This window comes from Serratia quinivorans (assembly GCF_052113645.1).
Classification (GTDB): domain Bacteria; phylum Pseudomonadota; class Gammaproteobacteria; order Enterobacterales; family Enterobacteriaceae; genus Serratia; species Serratia quinivorans_B.
Genome location: NZ_JBIEIU010000006.1, coordinates 288,834 through 306,488 on the forward strand (window position 1 = coordinate 288,834; position 17,655 = coordinate 306,488).

Here is a 17,655-nt window from a genome sequence, read left to right on the forward strand (position 1 = left end):
GGGGCGCTATCATCTCGCCTAAAGCCCGACCCGCAGCAGCTTGCCGTTGCTCGCATCGGTTAACAGATAAAGATAGCCGTCAGGCCCGACCCGCACCTCGCGAATGCGTTCGCCACGATCCTCCAGCAACCTTTCTTCAGAGACCACTTTGTCGCCCTCCAGCGTCAGGCGGATCAGCGCTTCCTGAGCCAGTGCGCCAATAAACAGCGAATGGCGCCAGGCGGGGAACCGGGGCGAATCATAGAACGCCATACCGCTGATACCCGGTGAAACCGGCCAGTAATGCAAGGGCTGTTCGGTACCGGCGACTTTCTGCCCTTTCGCCTCCGGGATCGCCAGACCGGAGTAATTGATGCCGTGGGTGGCAATCGGCCAGCCGTAGTTTTTCCCTGCCTGCGGAATATTGACCTCATCGCCACCGCGTGGGCCGTGTTCGTTCTCCCACATCGCTCCGCTCCACGGGTTCAGCGCCAGCCCCTGCGGGTTGCGGTGGCCGTAGGACCAGATTTCCGGTCGTTTGCCTGCCTGGCCGATAAACGGATTATCCGGCGGGATTGCCCCATCGGCGGTTAAGCGCACCATTTTGCCCTGCAGCTTGTCCAGATCCTGCGCCGTCGGCCGCTGGTTATTTTCCCCCAGCGCGATAAACAAATCCCCCTGACGATCAAACGCCAGCTTGCCACCAAAATGATTGCCGACCGAAAGCTTGGGCTGCTGGCGGAAAATCACCTTGAAATTTTCCAGCCGCCGGTTGTCTGCACTGAGTTGTCCGTAGCCTACCGCCGTCCCCGCCTTGCCGTCATCGCCGACTTCGGCAAAGCTGAGATAAACTCGCCGGCTGGTGGAAAAATCCGGTGCCAACAGCACCTCCAGCAGGCCGCCCTGCCCCTGGGCATACACTTGCGGTACGCCGGTAATCGGCGCAGACAGCCCTTTGCCCTGCTGCCACAACCGCAGACGCCCCGGTCGTTCGGTGATTAACATTCCCTGCTCGCTGGGCAAAAATGCCAGTGACCACGGGTGCTCCAGCTTATCCTGCAATTGCGTTACCGTCGGCGCGGCGTGCAGCAAGCCGCTGAACATCAGCAAAGCGGCCATCATAGTCAATCGGTGCATAGCGTCCTCCTGGACAAAAACTGACCTGTTCAGTGTAGTCCAGCGGGCTGTTTTTGACGTTTGTTTTAAATTTCAATGTGTTGCCTTTTAGCTCGACTGTGCTTAAGTTAAGGGTTCACCCAGGAGGAAAGATGGACATCACCGTAACCGAGACGCTCAATGCAGACACCCTCGACACTATCCGTCAGGGGCTGAGAGCCCATAACAGCCCGTATCTGGATCCCAGCCAGCGCAAACCGCTTGGCGTTTATGCCCGGGACACCGCCGGTCAGGTGGTCGCCGGCCTGACTGGCGAGACCTGGGGCAACTGGCTGAGTGTAGAATGGCTGTGGGTGGCTGACTCGCAACGCGGCAGCGGCCTGGGCCGCAAAGTGATGCTGGCAGCGGAACAAGAGGCGAAAGCCCGCGGGTGTCGTTATGTTCGTTTAGATACCTTTAGCTTTCAGGCACGGCCGTTCTACGAGAAACTCGGTTATCAACTGCAAATGACGTTGCAGAATTACCCGGTGGAACATGAATGTTACTTTCTCACCAAAACCCTTTTTGAATAACAGGTGACCTGATGGAAACCGCAACCATGGTTGTGAATTGCGTGGCGTATAAGGCCGGTCAACGGCTGGGTGAAGTGACCATTGATGACATCAGTGAAGTGGTCAAACAGCCGGATACCTTCGTCTGGCTCGGGCTGTGGCAGCCGGAAGACGCCTTTATGCGCAAAGTGCAGGAAGAGTTTGGCCTGCACGATTTGGCGATTGAAGATGCGCTGTGTGCCCACCAGCGGCCGAAACTTGAAGCCTATGGCGACTCGCTGTTTATCGTGGTCAAAACCGCGCAGTGGGGCAATGACGAAATCGAGTACGGCGAAACGCACTTCTTCGTCGGCAAAAACTTCCTGGTCACGGTACGCCATGGGGAGTCCCCAAGCTATGCCCCGATCCGCGCCAAGGCCGAAGAGAACCACAAGCAAATGTGCCACGGCCCGGGCTTTGCCCTGTATGCGGTGTTGGACTTTGTGGTGGACAACTACCGAACCGTGGTGGCGAAGTTCGAGGCCACCATCGAAGGCATCGAAGCCAATATGTTCAAATCGGAGTTTGATCAGGCCGCCATCGAGAACGTCTATACCCTGCGGCGGCACCTGCTGGCGCTGCGCAATGCTGCGATGCCGATGGACGAAATCTGCAATCAGCTGATCCGCCTGCATGAAGAGGTGATCCCGAAAGAGCTGCGCGCTTATGTGCGTGATGTGCAGGACCATGCTCGTCAGGTGGTCAGCAATATCGATGATATGCGCGAAATGCTGACTAACGCGATGCACGTTAACCTGGCGCTGGTCACCGTAAAACAGAACGAAGTGGTGAAACGGCTGGCCGGTTGGGGGGCGATCCTGGCGATCCCTACGGTGATCTTCAGCCTTTATGGCATGAACTTCGCCGATATGCCGGAGCTGAAATTCCCCTGGGCCTACCACACCACGCTTGGCATCACCGTCGTCGGCTGCTTCTTCCTGTATCAGAAACTGAAAAGATCCGGCTGGCTGTAAACGAGAAAGGGACTGCGCATGACAGCCCCTTTTTGCCGGTTACTCGGGCTGCACCTGCGGTTCCGGGTGAGGTCGGGTCAGTAAACTGCCCATCACAAAGGCCGCACCGCCCGCCAGCAAACCGCCGTAGATCGGGCTGTTGGCTTCAATGCCGTGGTAATACATCAGCGCCAAAACGCTCAGGCTGCCGGTCAACATGCTGGCAATAGCGCCGGTGCTGGTGGCTCGCTGCCAGAAAATCGCGCCAATCAGCGGGATCAGCATCCCCCCCACCAGCAGGTTGTAGGCCAGCGTCAGCGCGGCCATCACGTCCCGCACCACAAACGCCAACGCCAGCATGATGCAGCCCATGATCAGCGTAGTAAGTCGCCCCGCCGCCAGGCCACCCGAGGGCCGTTTGCGGATCGCCGGCAACACATCCTCCAGTGCGATGGTCGACGACGCCAACAGGCAGGCACTGGCAGTAGACATCAACGCAGCCAGCGCGGCGGCGGCCACCAACCCACTGACGCCGTCCGGCAGCACCGCCTGGGCAATGGCGGCAAAAGCGCCGTCGGTGTTTGTCAGTTGCGGCAGCACCAGCTTGCCGGCCATGCCGATCAACGCACCGGCCACGCCATACAGCACGCAGTACACGCCCGCGCCTAACCCGGCGTAGCGGGCAATCGTGGGGCTACGGGCGGTAAATACCCGCTGCCAGATATCCTGACCAATCAAAATACCGAAGAAGTAGATCAGGAAGAACACCGCAATGGTATCCAGCCCAATCGACGATAGCCGGTAGTAACTGTCCGGCAGCTGGCTGCTGAACGCCGCCCATCCCCCGGCTTTGACGATGCTCATCGGCATCAACACCAGCATCATACCGACCGTCATGATAATAAACTGAATAATGTCGGTCAGCGTCAAGGACCACATGCCGCCCAGCGTTGAATACAGCACCACCAAACCGCCGCCGAGCAAAATCGAAACGGTGAACGACAGATCAAACATCACCTGCATCACGCTGCTGATGGCAATAATCGACGTCACCGCCACCATCAGATCGTAAGCCAGCATGATGGCGCCGCTGGTGACCCTGGCCGCCGGGTGATAACGGCGCGACAGCACCTGGCTGACGGTGTAAAGCTTTAGCTTCAGCAAGGGTTTGGCCAACACCATGCTCAACACCACAATGCCCGCCCCCAGCGCCGCGCACAGCCACACGCCAGAGATACCGTAGGTGTAACCCAGTTTGACGCTGCCGATGGTTGACGCGCCGCCGAGCACTACCGCAGACAAGGTGCCCAAATACAAACAGGGCCCCAGATTGCGCCCGGCAACCAGATAATCCTCTTTGGTCGTCGCCCGACGAATGCCAACCCAGCCCACCGCCCCTATGACCAAAAAGTAAAACACCACCACCAGCAGATCGAGATTCATGAGTCACTCCGCATGTTTATTATTGTTATTAGATCCCAGGCGCAACGGCTCCGCCGGTCAGGTATCGCGCGGCCTTATCGCTCAGGCAGCACGCACAGCATTTCAAACAACAGGTTGGCCGCCAGCAGCGCGGTGTTGCCGGAACGGTCGTAAGGCGGTGAGACCTCCACCACGTCGGCGCCGATCAGATCCAATCCCCGGCATCCTCTGACAATTTCCATGCCCTGCCAGACCGACAACCCGCCGACTTCCGGCGTACCGGTGCCCGGAGCAAACGCCGGATCCAGGCCGTCGATGTCGAAGCTGAGGTAGACGGGCCCGTGGCCCATCTGCTCACGCACTTCCGCCATCAGCGGCGCTAAAGAGCGATACCAACATTCTTCCGCCTGCACGACACGGAACCCCTGCCGGCGCGACCAGTCGAAATCGGCCGCTTCATAGCCGCTGCCCCGCAGGCCAATCTGTACCACTCGCTGCGGGGCCAGCAGCCCCTCTTCAAAGGCGCGACGGAAAGTGGTGCCATGCGCCAGTTTTTCGCCAAACATCTCCTCATTGGTATCAGAGTGAGCATCCACATGGATTAACCCGACCGGGCCATGGCGGCCCGCGACGGCCCGCAGGATCGGCAACGTCAGCGTATGATCGCCCCCCAACGTCAGCGGGATGCAGCCCTCGGCCAGAATGCCGTTATAGGCCAGTTCGATACGGCGGACGCTGTCCTCCAGGCTGTAGGGATTGATGGCGATATCCCCCAGATCGGCGACCTGCAGCCGCTCAAAAGGGGCCGCGCCGGTCCCCATGTTGTAAGGGCGGATCATCACCGACTCCTGGCGGATCTGCCGTGGCCCATAGCGCGTGCCGCTACGGTTTGAAGTGCCAATATCGAGGGGAATGCCGACAAAGGCCGCATCCAGGCCCCGCGCATCTTCGGCGACGGGCAGACGCATCATGGTAGGGATACCGGCAAAACGCGGCATGTCGTTGCCACTTTGGGGTTGATTGAGCATGTGTTTTCCTTGTTTGGTTATTATTTAATTTCAACATTTGGATAACAAACACAGGCTACCCCGACGCCTGACAGGGCTACCATTCCATCTTTCGGATGTAAGTATTGAAAACACCGATGTTTGGTAACACATTGAACTGTTGGTTTTAATTGTGAATTTGTGACATAAAAAGGCCCATGCTGGCCCATTACGGCCATTCCGGAAATGTTGCCATCCCGTTAACAAGGAAGTTTCTGCGGAGGAAAAGATGCTCACCAACCTAAGTGATATCGATCTGCGACTGCTGCGAGTGTTCGTCGCCGTCGCGGAAGCCCATGGCGTCAGCGCCGCCCAAGAGTCGCTGTTGATGAATCAGTCGACCATCAGCACCCATCTCGCGACGCTGGAAACCCGATTGGGGTTCCGCCTCTGCCAGCGCGGACGCTCTGGTTTTGTGCTGACGCCCAAAGGAGAACGCATACTGATCGCCTGCCGCACCCTTTTTAACGCCGCGCGCGACTTCACCCGGGTCAGCCAGTCACTGAACGGCCTGCTGACCGGCGATCTGCAAATCGGGTTGGTGGATAATCTGGTCTCGCTGCCGGGCAACCCCTTTAGCCGCGCTATCAAACAGTTTCAGCGTCGGCATCAGGACGTGCAGCTGCAGTGCCGAATTTGCGCTCCCGGCGAAATAGAACAGGGATTGCTGAATCAGCAGCTCGATTTGGGCATCGGCTATTTTGGGCAGCAGTTGGAGGCATTGCAGTATCAACCCTGGATCAGCGAAACGCAGGCGGTCTACTGCAGCAGCGATCATCCGCTGTTTACCGCAGAGCAACCGGGTCGCGAACAAATTGAAAATGCCCGTTGGGTCAAACGCGGTTATCTGCTGGCGCAGCAGCTGTGCCCGTTGGCCCCGTTAAACCTCGGCGCCGTCGCCCACCATATGGAAGGGGTCGCTCATCTGGTACTCAGCGGCGAATATCTCGGTTATCTGCCCACCCATTACGCCGCGCGTTGGGTCGAACAGGGGGTGCTGAAGCAGTTAGGCGGGCAGGCACTCTCTTATCAGGCGGCACTGAGCCTGGTGACCCGGCCGGGGCCGCCGAACGAAGCGTTGTTGGCGCTACTGGAGGACTTGAGTGGATTGGCGCGGGAGGCGCAGACCAAAAACCCCGCGAGCGCGGGGTCAGACAGGGAGATTAATTGACCGGCATGCGTGCCGGATCCGGATACTGATACTCGAACCCCAGCTCATTGCAGATACGGCTGCCGTCCACCAGCCGCCCGCCCTGCTCCGCTTCGGCGGCAAACTGCGGCGGTGCCAGATGCAACTGTCCAGCCAGCGCCGGATAAAATTCACGCTTGGTCGGATGGGCCGGCGCGCAGAGGTTATAAACGTGGCCGCCTTTCGGCAGTTTCAGCAACAGTTGGATCGCGGCGATCACATCGTCCTGATGCACCAGATTGACCCCTTGCGAACCGCCTTTAACGTCGACTTTGCCGGCCAGGAAACGGCCGGGGTGACGATCTACGCCCACCAGCCCCGCCAACCGTAAAATATCCACCGAAGTGTTCGGCAATTCATGCAGCCAACGCTCCAGCTCCATCAGCACCCGCCCCGAAGGCGAAACCGGCTGCAACGGTGAATCCTCGCGCACCGTGCCGGTGGTTTCACCGTATACCGAGGTCGAACTGGTAAACAGAATACGTGGCACATCGAAGGCCATCGCGCTATCCACCAGCATACGCACCGCGTTAAAATAGTTTTCGCTGCCCTCGACGGTGCGGCGAGCGGGCAGTGTCACCACCAACGCATCGACTTGCAGCAGCGACGCCAAATCTTCCGGCTCGCAAATCAGTTCCGGCGTCATTTCCAACTGATAGCATTCAATGCCGCTCATCCGCGCGGCCTCAACGCCATCCGGCGTCGTTTTACTGCCAACGACGTCAAACCCACGGCTCATCAGCGACAGGGCCAACGGCATGCCCAGCCAGCCCAAACCAATAATGGCTACCTTTTTCATCATCTTCCTCTCTTGAAGACTGCAGCGCTTTGCCCATTAAGGCTACGCCTGTCGGCGTAGTGATTCAATCCACCCAGCTTAAGCCTGAGTAAAGTCGCGTCTGGCTAATAATCCAACCTGTTTCAATAAATTAAATTTATGACCGTAAAAAAGAGTTGCGTGACTGACGGCGGATAGTTTAGGTTAATTAGCAATTGAGTTTGTAGCGACTTTATACAGAGAAAATACCATGACACGCATTCAGTTCAGCCACCATCATCACCATCATCCTGACTAGTCTTTCAGGCGATGTGTGCTGGAAGACGGTTTTTTAATCTTCCAGTGGCGCGCAGAATGCAAGAGAGAGCCCTCGGAAGATTTCTTCCGAGGGTTTTTTTTTGGCTCCGGACAGACAGACAAAAATAATTTTTAAAATAAATTCATAAAATTACAGATTAAACAGAGGTTACCATGCTGGATAAAACACGTTTACGGATAGCAATGCAGAAATCGGGCCGCCTGAGTGATGAATCCCAGGAACTGCTGGCGCGCTGCGGTATCAAAATCAACCTGCAACAACAGCGCCTGATTGCCTTCGCGGAGAATATGCCGATTGATATCCTGCGCGTACGTGATGACGATATCCCGGGTCTGGTGATGGACGGCGTGGTCGACCTGGGCATTATCGGCGAGAACGTGCTGGAAGAAGAGCTGCTCACCCGCCGCGCTCAGGGTGAAGATCCGCGTTACTTCACCCTGCGCCGCCTGGATTTCGGTGGTTGCCGCCTGTCACTGGCGACCTCACTCGACAGTGAATACACCGGCCCGCAAAGCCTGCAAGATGCCCGTATCGCCACCTCTTATCCGCACCTGCTGAAGCAATATCTCGACAAACAGGGCGTGCGCTTCAAATCCTGTCTGTTGAACGGTTCGGTTGAAGTGGCACCTCGCGCCGGGCTGGCCGATGCCATCTGTGACCTGGTCTCCACCGGTGCCACACTGGAAGCCAACGGCCTGCGCGAAGTGGAAGTGATTTACCGTTCTAAAGCCTGCCTGATACAACGTGACGGCGAAATGCCGGAAGCCAAACAGCAACTGATCGACCGCCTGATGACCCGTATTCAGGGCGTGATCCAGGCGCGTGAATCCAAGTACATCATGCTGCACGCGCCGAGCGAGCGTCTGGACGAAATCGTTGCGCTGCTGCCGGGTGCCGAACGCCCAACCATTCTGCCGCTGGCCGGCGCGCAAAACCGCGTGGCCATGCACATGGTCAGCAGTGAAACCCTGTTCTGGGAAACCATGGAAAAACTGAAAGCGCTCGGTGCCAGCTCGATTCTGGTACTCCCCATTGAGAAGATGATGGAGTAACGCCATGTCGACTTTCAATACTCTGGTCAATTGGGCAGACTGCAGCGCCGAGCAGCGCACGGCACTGCTGATGCGCCCGGCGATCTCCGCCTCGGACAGCATCACCCGCACGGTGAGCGAGATCCTCGACAACGTGAAGGCCAACGGTGATCAGGCGCTGCGCGACTACAGCGCCAAATTTGATAAAACCGAGGTTGGCGCACTGCGCGTTACCGCCGAACAAATCGCCGCGGCCAGTGCTCGTCTGAATGATGAGATCAAGCAGGCGATGGCGGTGGCGGTGGCTAACGTAGAAACCTTCCACAATGCGCAACAGCTACCGCCCGTCGATGTGGAAACCCAACCGGGCGTGCGTTGCCAACAGATCACCCGCCCGATCGACTCGGTCGGGCTGTATATTCCCGGTGGCTCCGCACCGCTGTTTTCCACCGTGCTGATGCTGGCGACACCGGCACGTATCGCCGGTTGCCGTCGCGTGGTGCTGTGCTCGCCGCCGCCGATTGCCGATGAAATTCTGTATGCCGCGCAACTGTGCGGTGTGAAAGAGGTGTTTCAGGTCGGCGGGGCACAGGCGATTGCCGCCATGGCATTCGGCACCGACTCCGTGCCGCGCGTGGCGAAGATCTTCGGGCCGGGCAATGCCTTCGTCACCGAAGCCAAGCGCCAAATCAGCCAAAGGCTGGACGGTGCAGCCATAGATATGCCGGCCGGTCCTTCCGAGGTGTTGGTGATCGCCGACGCCGGTGCGACGCCGGCGTTTGTCGCCTCTGATTTATTGTCGCAGGCAGAACACGGCCCGGACTCGCAGGTGATCCTGCTGACGCCGGACGCCGCAATGGCGCAAGCGGTGGCCGAAGCGGTAGAGCAGCAACTGGCGCAATTGCCCCGCGCCGAAACTGCTCGTCAGGCGCTGGCCAGCAGCCGACTGATCGTCGCCAAAGATTTGGCCGAATGCGTGGCGATCAGCAATCAGTATGGCCCGGAACACCTGATCATTCAGACTCGCGATGCCCGCTCTCTGGTCGACAGCATCACCAGTGCCGGTTCGGTATTCCTCGGCGACTGGTCGCCGGAGTCCGCCGGTGACTATGCGTCCGGCACCAACCACGTGTTACCGACCTATGGGTATACCGCCACCTGCTCCAGCCTGGGCCTGGCGGATTTCCAAAAGCGCATGACGGTGCAGGAACTGACGCCGCAAGGTTTTATGAACCTGGCCGCCACCATTGAAACCCTGGCCGCCGCCGAGCAGTTGATTGCCCACAAAAACGCCGTGACCCTGCGCGTTGCCGTCCTGAAGGAGCAAGCATGAGCATTGAAAACCTGGCGCGCGCCAACGTTCGCGAGCTGACCCCGTATCAATCGGCCCGCCGCCTGGGGGGCAATGGCGATGTGTGGCTGAACGCCAACGAATACCCGATCGCCCCGGAATTCCAACTGACCGCTCAAACCTTTAACCGTTACCCGGAGTGCCAGCCGGCACGGGTGATCGAACGCTATGCCGATTACGCCGGGGTTAAAAAGGAGCAGGTGCTGGTCAGTCGCGGCGCGGACGAAGGTATCGAACTGCTGATCCGCGCCTTCTGCGAGCCGGGCAAAGACGCTATCCTGTTTTGCCCACCGACCTATGGCATGTACGCCGTCAGCGCAGAGACCTTCGGCGTGGAACGCCGTACCGTGGCGGCCAAGCAGGACTGGCAGTTGGATTTACCGGCCATCGCCGACAGCCTGGATAACGTGAAACTGATCTACGTCTGCAGCCCAAACAACCCAACCGGCAACCTGATCGACCCGAACGATCTGCGCACCCTGTTGGAGATGGCCAAAGGCAAGGCGATCGTCGCGGTTGACGAGGCCTATATCGAGTTCTGCCCGCAGGCCAGCGTGGCCGGCTGGTTGAGCGACTACCCGCACCTGGCTGTCCTGCGCACCCTGTCAAAAGCCTTTGCATTGGCCGGCCTGCGTTGCGGTTTCACCTTGGGCAACGAAGACTTGATCGCCCTGCTGCTGAAAGTGATCGCCCCTTATCCGCTGTCTACCCCGGTCGCCGATATCGCCGCCCAGGCGCTGAGCACTGAGGGGATCCGCGTGATGCGTCAGCGCGTTACCGAAATCGCCGCCAACCGCAGTTGGCTACAGCAGGCGCTGCAAAACTGCGCCTGCGTTGAACAGGTTTTCACCAGCGACAGCAATTACCTGCTGGCCCGTTTCACCGCTTCCAGTAATGTGTTTAAAACCTTATGGGATCAGGGCATTATCTTAAGAGACCAAAATAAACAACCTGGGTTGTCCGGCTGCCTGCGCATCACCATCGGCACCCGTGACGAATGCCAGCGCGTGGTTGACGCGCTGTCTGCCCTGCCCGGTGCAACCGAGACTCGCCAGGAGCCAATGTGAGCCAGAAATTCCTCTTTATTGACCGTGACGGCACGCTGATTGCTGAACCCCCAGAAGACTTCCAGGTTGATCGCCTGGACAAGCTGGCGTTGGAGCCGGATGTGATCCCTTGCCTGCTGGAGCTGCAACAGGCCGGTTATCAACTGGTGATGATCACCAATCAGGATGGCCTCGGCACCGCCAGTTTCCCACAGGAAACCTTCGATCCGCCACACGACCTGATGATGCAGATCCTCAGCTCACAGGGCATCCACTTTGAAGATATCCTGATCTGCCCGCACCTGCCGGCAGACAACTGCGACTGCCGCAAGCCCAAGACTGCGCTGGTAAAAGGCTATCTGGAGCCTGGCGCAATGGATACCGCGCGCAGTTATGTGATCGGCGATCGCCCAACGGACATTCAACTGGCGGATAACATGGGTATTCAGGGGCTGCGTTATCAGCGTGACGCCCTGGGCTGGAAAGAGATCACCCGCCAGTTGACCCAACGCGATCGCCACGCGCAGGTTAACCGCGCGACCAAGGAAACACAGATCGACGTCAACGTCTGGCTGGATCGCGAAGGCGGCAGCAAGATCAAAACCGGCGTCGGTTTTTTCGATCACATGCTGGATCAGATCGCCACCCACGGCGGCTTCCGCATGGACATCAACGTGAAGGGCGATCTGTATATCGACGATCACCACACGGTGGAAGACACCGGGCTGGCGCTGGGCGAAGCGTTGAACAAAGCGCTGGGCGACAAACGCGGCATCGCACGCTTCGGCTTTGTACTGCCGATGGACGAATGCCTGGCGCGCTGCGCGTTGGATATCTCCGGTCGCCCGCACCTGGAATACAAGGCTGAATTCAACTATCAGCGCGTCGGCGATCTGAGCACCGAAATGGTCGAGCACTTCTTCCGCTCGCTGTCTTACACCATGGGCTGCACCCTGCACCTGAAAACCAAAGGCAAAAACGACCATCACCGTGTCGAAAGCCTGTTCAAAGTGTTTGGTCGCACGCTGCGCCAGGCGATCCGCGTTGAGGGCAACACCCTCCCGAGCTCGAAAGGAGTGCTGTGATGAACGTGGTGATTTTGGACACCGGCTGCGCCAACCTGTTCTCTGTCACCTGCGCGGTGCAGCGGTTGGGTTATCAGCCGGAGATCAGCCGTGACCCGGAGATCGTGTTGCGCGCCGACAAGCTTTTCCTTCCAGGCGTCGGTACCGCGCAGGCGGCAATGGACCAGTTGCAACAGCGCGAGTTGATTGAGCTGATCAAGGCCTGTACCCAGCCAGTGCTGGGTATTTGCCTCGGCATGCAGTTGCTGGCAAAAAGCAGCGAAGAGAACGGCGGCATCGACACGCTGGGCATTATCGATACGCCGGTTACCCAGATGACAGACTTCGGTCTGCCGCTGCCGCACATGGGTTGGAACCAGGTGTCGCCGCTGGCCGGCCACCATCTGTTCCGCGGCATCGAGGACGGTGCCTATTTCTACTTCGTTCACAGCTATGCGATGCCGATATGCCCAAGCACCATCGCCCAGGCGAACTACGGCGAGCCCTTCACCGCCGCCGTGCAAAAAGACAACTTCTTCGGCGTGCAGTTTCATCCAGAACGATCTGGGGCGGCCGGTGCGCAACTGTTGAAAAACTTTCTGGAGATGTAGGCAGCATGATTATTCCAGCTTTGGATTTGATCGACGGCAACGTGGTGCGTTTGCATCAGGGTGATTACGGCCAACAGCGCGACTACGGTAACGACCCGTTGTTGCGCCTGCAGGACTACCAACAACAGGGCGCGCAGGTATTGCATTTGGTCGATCTGACCGGTGCCAAAGATCCGACGGCTCGCCAAATTCCCCTGCTGCGCAAACTGCTGGCAGGGGTTAACGTGCCGGTACAGGTTGGCGGCGGCATTCGCAATGAGCAGGACGTCTCTGCCCTGCTGGAAGCCGGTGCGACCCGCGTGGTCATCGGCTCCACCGCGGTGAAACAACCGCAATTGGTGCAGGGCTGGTTTGAACGCTACGGCGCGGACGCCATGGTACTGGCGCTGGACGTGCGTATCGACGCCGACGGCACCAAACGCGTAGCGATCAGCGGCTGGCAAGAGAATTCTGACACCACGCTGGAACAGGTCGTGGAGCAGTTCCTGCCCTACGGCCTGAAGCACGTGCTGTGCACCGATATTTCTCGTGATGGCACGCTGGCCGGTTCCAACGTGGCGCTGTACCAGGAAATCAGCCAACGCTATCCGCAGATTGCTTTCCAGGCATCCGGCGGCATCGGCAATCTGGATGACATTGCCCAGTTGCGCGACAGCGGCGTGGAAGGTGTGATTGTGGGGCGTGCCCTGCTGGAAGGTAAGTTTAGCGTTGAGGAGGCTATCGCATGCTGGCAAAACGGATAATCCCGTGCCTGGATGTTAAAGACGGGCAGGTAGTAAAAGGCGTGCAGTTCCGCAACCATGAAATCATCGGTGACATAGTGCCGCTGGCGCAGCGCTACGCGCAGGAAGGCGCAGACGAACTGGTGTTCTACGATATCACCGCATCCAGTGATGGCCGGGTGGTCGACAAAAGCTGGGTATCGCGGGTGGCAGAGGTGATTGATATCCCCTTCTGCGTCGCCGGCGGGATTAAAAGCCCGGAAGACGCCAGCCAGATCCTCTCTTTTGGCGCCGACAAAATCTCCGTCAACTCACCGGCGCTGGCCGACCCTGATCTGATCAGTCGTCTGGCGGATCGCTTTGGCGTGCAGTGCATTGTGGTGGGTATTGATACCTGGTTCGAAGCCGAAACCGGCAAGTATCACGTTAATCAATACACCGGTGACGAAAGCCGCACCCGCGTCACCCAATGGGAAACGCTGGATTGGGTTAAAGAAGTGCAAAAGCGGGGTGCCGGTGAAATCGTGTTGAACATGATGAATCAGGACGGCGTACGCAACGGTTACGATCTGGAGCAACTGCGGAAAGTACGTGAAGTGTGCAAAGTGCCAATGATCGCCTCCGGTGGCGCGGGCACCATGGAACACTTTCTGGAGGCATTCCGCGATGCGGACGTCGACGGCGCCTTGGCCGCTTCGGTGTTCCACAAGCAAATCATTAATATCGGCGAACTGAAAAAGTTCCTGGCAGACCAAGGTGTGGAGATCCGCCTGTGTTAACAGAACAACAAAGAAACCAGCTGGACTGGGAAAAAACTGACCACTTGCTGCCGGTGATCGTCCAGCACGCCGTTTCCGGCGAAGTGCTGATGCTCGGCTACATGAATCAGGAAGCGCTGGCCGCTACCGAGCAGAGCGGTAAAGTCACCTTCTTCTCTCGCACCAAACAGCGCCTGTGGACCAAGGGCGAAAGCTCTGGGCACTTCCTCAACGTCGTCAGCATCACCCCAGACTGTGATAACGACACGCTGTTGATTTTGGCCAATCCGATCGGCCCGACCTGCCACCTGGGCAATACCAGTTGCTTCCACCCGGCCACCAGCGATTGGGGTTTTCTGTATCAGTTGGAGCAGTTGCTGGCGGAACGCAAAAACGCCAGCCCCGACAGCTCTTACACTGCCAGCCTGTACGCCAGCGGCACCAAGCGCATCGCACAGAAAGTCGGTGAAGAAGGCGTGGAAACGGCCCTGGCCGCCACGGTGAACGATCGTGAGGAGTTGACCAACGAGGCTTCCGATCTGATTTATCACCTGCTGGTGCTGCTGCAGGATCAGGACCTGGATTTGAGCAAGGTGATTGGCCGGCTGCGCGAGCGTCACCAGAAGTAATAAAAGCCCGAGGGAATAACGTCTAACCGATCATTAATTCCCTCCTTCACCCCAGCCCTCTCCCCAAAAATGAGAGGGCGCCAGTCCGGAGCAATGTTCGGCTGCAGAGGTTATTCTGTAACAAGGGTAATATTGAAAGCGGATCATTCAAAACGAAAAGCCGTCGGGCGTTACCTCGACGGCTTTTTTATCTAACGTGCCGGATCGGCAACAATATTAATCGAAATCAATCCTATCCCTAATTGTCTCCCGTCCTCAGACTCGCCGGATTCTTTCGGGCTGGTAGGATAAGGCGGCACAATCTTAATATCCCGAGCACCGGTGGCATTGGAATAATACAACTTCACACGCGTCGGCTGCCCGCCGATGCTGATGCTCTGCTGCTCGCCGCCCACTAAGACGTTGACCGGTTTGCCGATATTGGGACCATAGCCCTGCGCGATGATTTCGAGCGTAAAACCGTTTGGCAACGCCTGACTAAAGTCCAACCGCACCACGTTGCCATCGCTCCAGCGCCCCCATGATTCCGCGTGTGATAATCCGGAAATACCATCAAGGAAATCAGGGACCCCCTCCTGATTGAAAGCATAACCTTGGGCAGGCAGAACTGCGGCCCCTTTACGCTCCTGTTTCACCAATTTCGGCAGCATATAAGCGGTGAAGTCAGGTAACAGCATCATACTGCCGTAGGCGCTCAGATGATCGCCATCGAAGAACATAGCGTGCCCCTCTCGCCAAACAGTGCATACATTCCCGGGGCACAGCACGGGAAACGGATCCCACACGCTAACCGCAGGGAGGGCATTCATCACCTGGTTGTAACTGCTGAGAACCGGGGCTCGATATTTCTGCAACAGATCGCGTTCAACCGACATACCATGAGCACAAATAGGATTATTGCGATTAAACCAATCGGCGCAACGGTAAGGCGGCACTAGGAAGATGGGCTTCGGTGCTTCAAAAACGACGTGTACACCCTGTTCGCTGAATCCACGCAATGTATCAACCGCATAGATGACTGAACGTTGTCGATTAACCTGCGCTTGAGCACTAAAGAAGCTTTGCTGTTGAGATTCCGGTCCGAAATACACCCACTGATCGGCAAACCGCGGCAAACGTAAAGACGCCAGGAAAAGTACGTCACCAGGTTTGACCCGCTTGTGTAATGCGCGCAAAGAGCCTTCCGCATGTTCCCGGCACTGGGAATTATCGAGATCACGTTCAGTTTGGAAACTGATAAACGGACAGCCGCCATTACGATAAACATCTACCTCCAGATTGTTTCTGATGGCAAACTGCTTATACAACGCCGCATAAGCTAGGGTATGAGAGTCGCCAATCACATGCAGTACCCGATAGCGAGAGGGCCTATCTTGCAGACAACCTTCAGGTTTAAAAACAATAACCTCTATGCCCTCCTCTCCAATCGTTTTAGGATCTGCCCGGCAACCAGGGTATTCCAGGGGGGCAGGCCCGCGATCCGGATACCACAATTCAGCATCCTCACTCACCTTACTAAGCGAAATCTTATCCGCACGCGCATTCAGCGCGGATCCCCCCCAATAAGCAGCGGCAATAACGCACAGCCCAACGCCAATAACGGCTGGGTTAGCAGCCTTTTTGGCCGTTTTGGACTGTCGCATAGGTGTTTCGATCAGATAGTAGGATAACGTTGCCAGCAACAAGGTGATCACTAATGCGGCCAGCCTGGTCACTGGCGAATCTAAACCGCAGGTCCAACGAAACAGGACAAATGTCGGCCAATGCCACAGATATAGCGAGTAGGATGTTTTCCCAAAAAACAGAATATACCTATTACCCAATAAGGCCTGCAGCCACGGTAAACATGCTTGCTTATATAGGCCGAATAAGATGCCTAACGTAGAAAGAACTGCCAGCACAGCCCCCGGCATTGGGAAGTTTTCCGGGGTAGATATAACAAAGGAAGCCAACAAACCAATAAATGCAGCTATGCCGATAATCCCGGAGAATCGATTTTCTTTACGTTCTCCTCCCTCAGAGGACAGCGTCAAGATCTGATACAGTAATACCCCTGAAGCCAACTCCCAAAAACGCCCGGGGCTCAGAAAATAGGCATTTGTCGGTTGAACCTGCGATTGCCAGGCGGAGAATACAACCGATGCCAATAGTCCGATCGAAAACAGCACGACAGAGAAATGCTTACCGCGTTGTCCGTATAACCAGGCAAGAAACAGCAGGGGGAAGACCAGGTAAAATTGCTCCTCAACCCCAAGTGACCAGGTATGGGTGAACGGATTGAACTCGGTCGTCGGAGCAAAGTAATCCCGGCCATTGGCGGCGAGAATAAAGTTACTCAACCCCAAAAAGGCAAACAGTCCAGTAGTCTGATTGACGTCACTCAACCAAGAGGCGGGAATGAATAATGCGGAAACATAACCAGTGACCAGTAAACAGACGATCAGAGCCGGGAAGATACGTCGGATCCTTCGCGCATAAAAAAACGCCAGGAAGCGCCAGAATCCGCCGCCCTTGAAGTGGGTAATAGAGGCGCTGACGACAAAGCCGGAAATGACGAAGAATACGTCTACCCCAACGAAACCGCCAGGGAGCCAGGATGCGTGCAAATGATAGATAATAACGGAAATAACAGCTAAAGCTCGAAGCCCATCAATGAATGGAAAGTATTGCGACTGCCCCAATTTTGGTTTATTCAACTGCATTATAATTTCACTTTTGTACTCATAGCTTGGGAATGAAGCCATCGAAAGTTAAGGGCGTCAGTATTCCATAAAGTACCAGGTAGAGTCCACGGACACAGTTTAAATTCGGTGAAAGAATGCGAGCTATCGGATCGCTAAGTTATAAATTGATTATATTAATAGAAAACAACCGATAACCAATCACAGCATGGCATTGCAAGAACATCTGATGTAACTGGGTGGAAGGCGAGTTCACTGGGCATTAACACTTGAGTTTACTCCTCATCAAAACGAAAAAGCCCCCGGTTTGAACTGCACCCCAAAAGTTGGACACCCAACTGAATAAGGTGCAGTTTTTTATGGCAAAACC

The 17,655-nt window shown here is 56.9% G+C and carries 17 protein-coding genes and 1 other annotated feature; of the genes, 12 read left to right on the plus strand and 5 right to left on the minus strand.

The annotated features are described in order from the left end of the window. Positions 1–18 precede the first annotated feature (18 nt). Positions 19–1,116 (minus strand): PQQ-dependent sugar dehydrogenase, encoded by a 1,098-nt coding sequence (locus tag ACGS9J_RS13940; RefSeq protein WP_442231469.1) that lies wholly within the window; start codon positions 1,114–1,116, stop codon positions 19–21. A gap of 131 nt (positions 1,117–1,247) precedes the next feature. Between ACGS9J_RS13940 and ACGS9J_RS13945 the strand changes: the two genes are divergently transcribed. Then, a complete protein-coding gene (locus tag ACGS9J_RS13945) occupies positions 1,248–1,667 on the plus strand; it encodes a GNAT family N-acetyltransferase (protein ID WP_442231470.1) in 420 nt (139 codons plus the stop codon). Positions 1,668–1,678: 11 nt separating this feature from the next. Then, positions 1,679–2,659, plus strand: coding sequence for a magnesium and cobalt transport protein CorA (locus tag ACGS9J_RS13950; RefSeq protein WP_442231471.1), 981 nt, complete (start codon positions 1,679–1,681; stop codon positions 2,657–2,659). A gap of 39 nt (positions 2,660–2,698) precedes the next feature. Here the strand turns inward: ACGS9J_RS13950 and ACGS9J_RS13955 are convergent, their stop codons facing one another. Next, positions 2,699–4,081 carry a sodium:solute symporter gene (locus tag ACGS9J_RS13955; protein ID WP_442231472.1) on the minus strand — a complete coding sequence of 461 codons (1,383 nt, stop codon included), beginning with the start codon at positions 4,079–4,081 and terminating at the stop codon, positions 2,699–2,701. Between the two features lie 74 nt (positions 4,082–4,155). Further along, complete coding sequence (gene speB / locus ACGS9J_RS13960) at positions 4,156–5,088, minus strand: agmatinase (protein WP_442231473.1); 933 nt, start codon at positions 5,086–5,088, stop codon at positions 4,156–4,158. Positions 5,089–5,335: 247 nt separating this feature from the next. On the opposite strand from speB, the gene ACGS9J_RS13965 reads away from it, so the two are divergent. Next, positions 5,336–6,277: a LysR family transcriptional regulator gene (locus ACGS9J_RS13965; protein WP_442231474.1), complete on the plus strand. Its 942-nt coding sequence runs from the start codon at positions 5,336–5,338 to the stop codon at positions 6,275–6,277. Here the strand turns inward: ACGS9J_RS13965 and ACGS9J_RS13970 are convergent. Continuing rightward, a complete protein-coding gene (locus ACGS9J_RS13970; RefSeq protein ID WP_442231493.1) occupies positions 6,270–7,094 on the minus strand; it encodes an SDR family oxidoreductase in 825 nt (274 codons plus the stop codon). The genes ACGS9J_RS13965 and ACGS9J_RS13970 overlap by 8 nt on opposite strands. A 229-nt stretch (positions 7,095–7,323) precedes the next feature. Here ACGS9J_RS13970 and hisL point away from each other — a divergent pair, with 229 nt between their 5' ends. The 9 genes from hisL to hisIE all read left to right on the plus strand — a co-directional run bounded on the left by hisL (position 7,324) and on the right by hisIE (position 14,604). Continuing rightward, positions 7,324–7,371, plus strand: a complete 48-nt coding sequence (gene hisL / locus ACGS9J_RS13975; protein ID WP_101495319.1) for a his operon leader peptide — start codon at positions 7,324–7,326, stop codon at positions 7,369–7,371. After that, positions 7,347–7,473, plus strand: a sequence feature (His leader region). It overlaps the preceding gene by 25 nt. Positions 7,474–7,544: 71 nt before the next feature. After that, positions 7,545–8,444: an ATP phosphoribosyltransferase gene (gene hisG / locus ACGS9J_RS13980; protein ID WP_012006049.1), complete on the plus strand. Its 900-nt coding sequence runs from the start codon at positions 7,545–7,547 to the stop codon at positions 8,442–8,444. Positions 8,445–8,448: 4 nt separating this feature from the next. Then, a complete protein-coding gene (gene hisD, locus ACGS9J_RS13985) occupies positions 8,449–9,756 on the plus strand; it encodes a histidinol dehydrogenase (RefSeq protein ID WP_442231475.1) in 1,308 nt (435 codons plus the stop codon). Next, a complete protein-coding gene (gene hisC / locus ACGS9J_RS13990; protein WP_442231476.1) occupies positions 9,753–10,841 on the plus strand; it encodes a histidinol-phosphate transaminase in 1,089 nt (362 codons plus the stop codon). Before hisD ends, hisC begins: the two co-directional genes overlap by 4 nt. Then, positions 10,838–11,905 carry a bifunctional histidinol-phosphatase/imidazoleglycerol-phosphate dehydratase HisB gene (gene hisB, locus ACGS9J_RS13995; RefSeq protein ID WP_442231477.1) on the plus strand — a complete coding sequence of 356 codons (1,068 nt, stop codon included), beginning with the start codon at positions 10,838–10,840 and terminating at the stop codon, positions 11,903–11,905. The genes hisC and hisB overlap by 4 nt, the downstream gene beginning before the upstream one ends. After that, on the plus strand, positions 11,905–12,495 hold the full coding sequence (hisH, locus tag ACGS9J_RS14000; protein WP_442231478.1) for an imidazole glycerol phosphate synthase subunit HisH: 591 nt from the start codon (positions 11,905–11,907) through the stop codon (positions 12,493–12,495). Before hisB ends, hisH begins: the two co-directional genes overlap by 1 nt. 5 nt (positions 12,496–12,500) lie before the next feature. Further along, on the plus strand, positions 12,501–13,238 hold the full coding sequence (gene hisA, locus ACGS9J_RS14005) for a 1-(5-phosphoribosyl)-5-[(5-phosphoribosylamino)methylideneamino]imidazole-4-carboxamide isomerase (protein WP_442231479.1): 738 nt from the start codon (positions 12,501–12,503) through the stop codon (positions 13,236–13,238). Further along, entirely contained in the window at positions 13,220–13,996 is a 777-nt protein-coding gene (gene hisF, locus ACGS9J_RS14010; protein ID WP_442231480.1) for an imidazole glycerol phosphate synthase subunit HisF, read from the plus strand. Before hisA ends, hisF begins: the two co-directional genes overlap by 19 nt. Then, the gene (gene hisIE / locus ACGS9J_RS14015; RefSeq protein ID WP_442231481.1) at positions 13,990–14,604 is read left to right on the plus strand and encodes a bifunctional phosphoribosyl-AMP cyclohydrolase/phosphoribosyl-ATP diphosphatase HisIE; all 615 of its coding nucleotides are present in this window, start codon (positions 13,990–13,992) and stop codon (positions 14,602–14,604) included. Before hisF ends, hisIE begins: the two co-directional genes overlap by 7 nt. A gap of 191 nt (positions 14,605–14,795) precedes the next feature. On the opposite strand, the gene ACGS9J_RS14020 is transcribed toward hisIE, so the two are convergent. Then, positions 14,796–17,306 (minus strand): DUF7024 domain-containing protein, encoded by a 2,511-nt coding sequence (locus ACGS9J_RS14020; RefSeq protein WP_442231482.1) that lies wholly within the window; start codon positions 17,304–17,306, stop codon positions 14,796–14,798. Positions 17,307–17,655 lie beyond the last annotated feature (349 nt).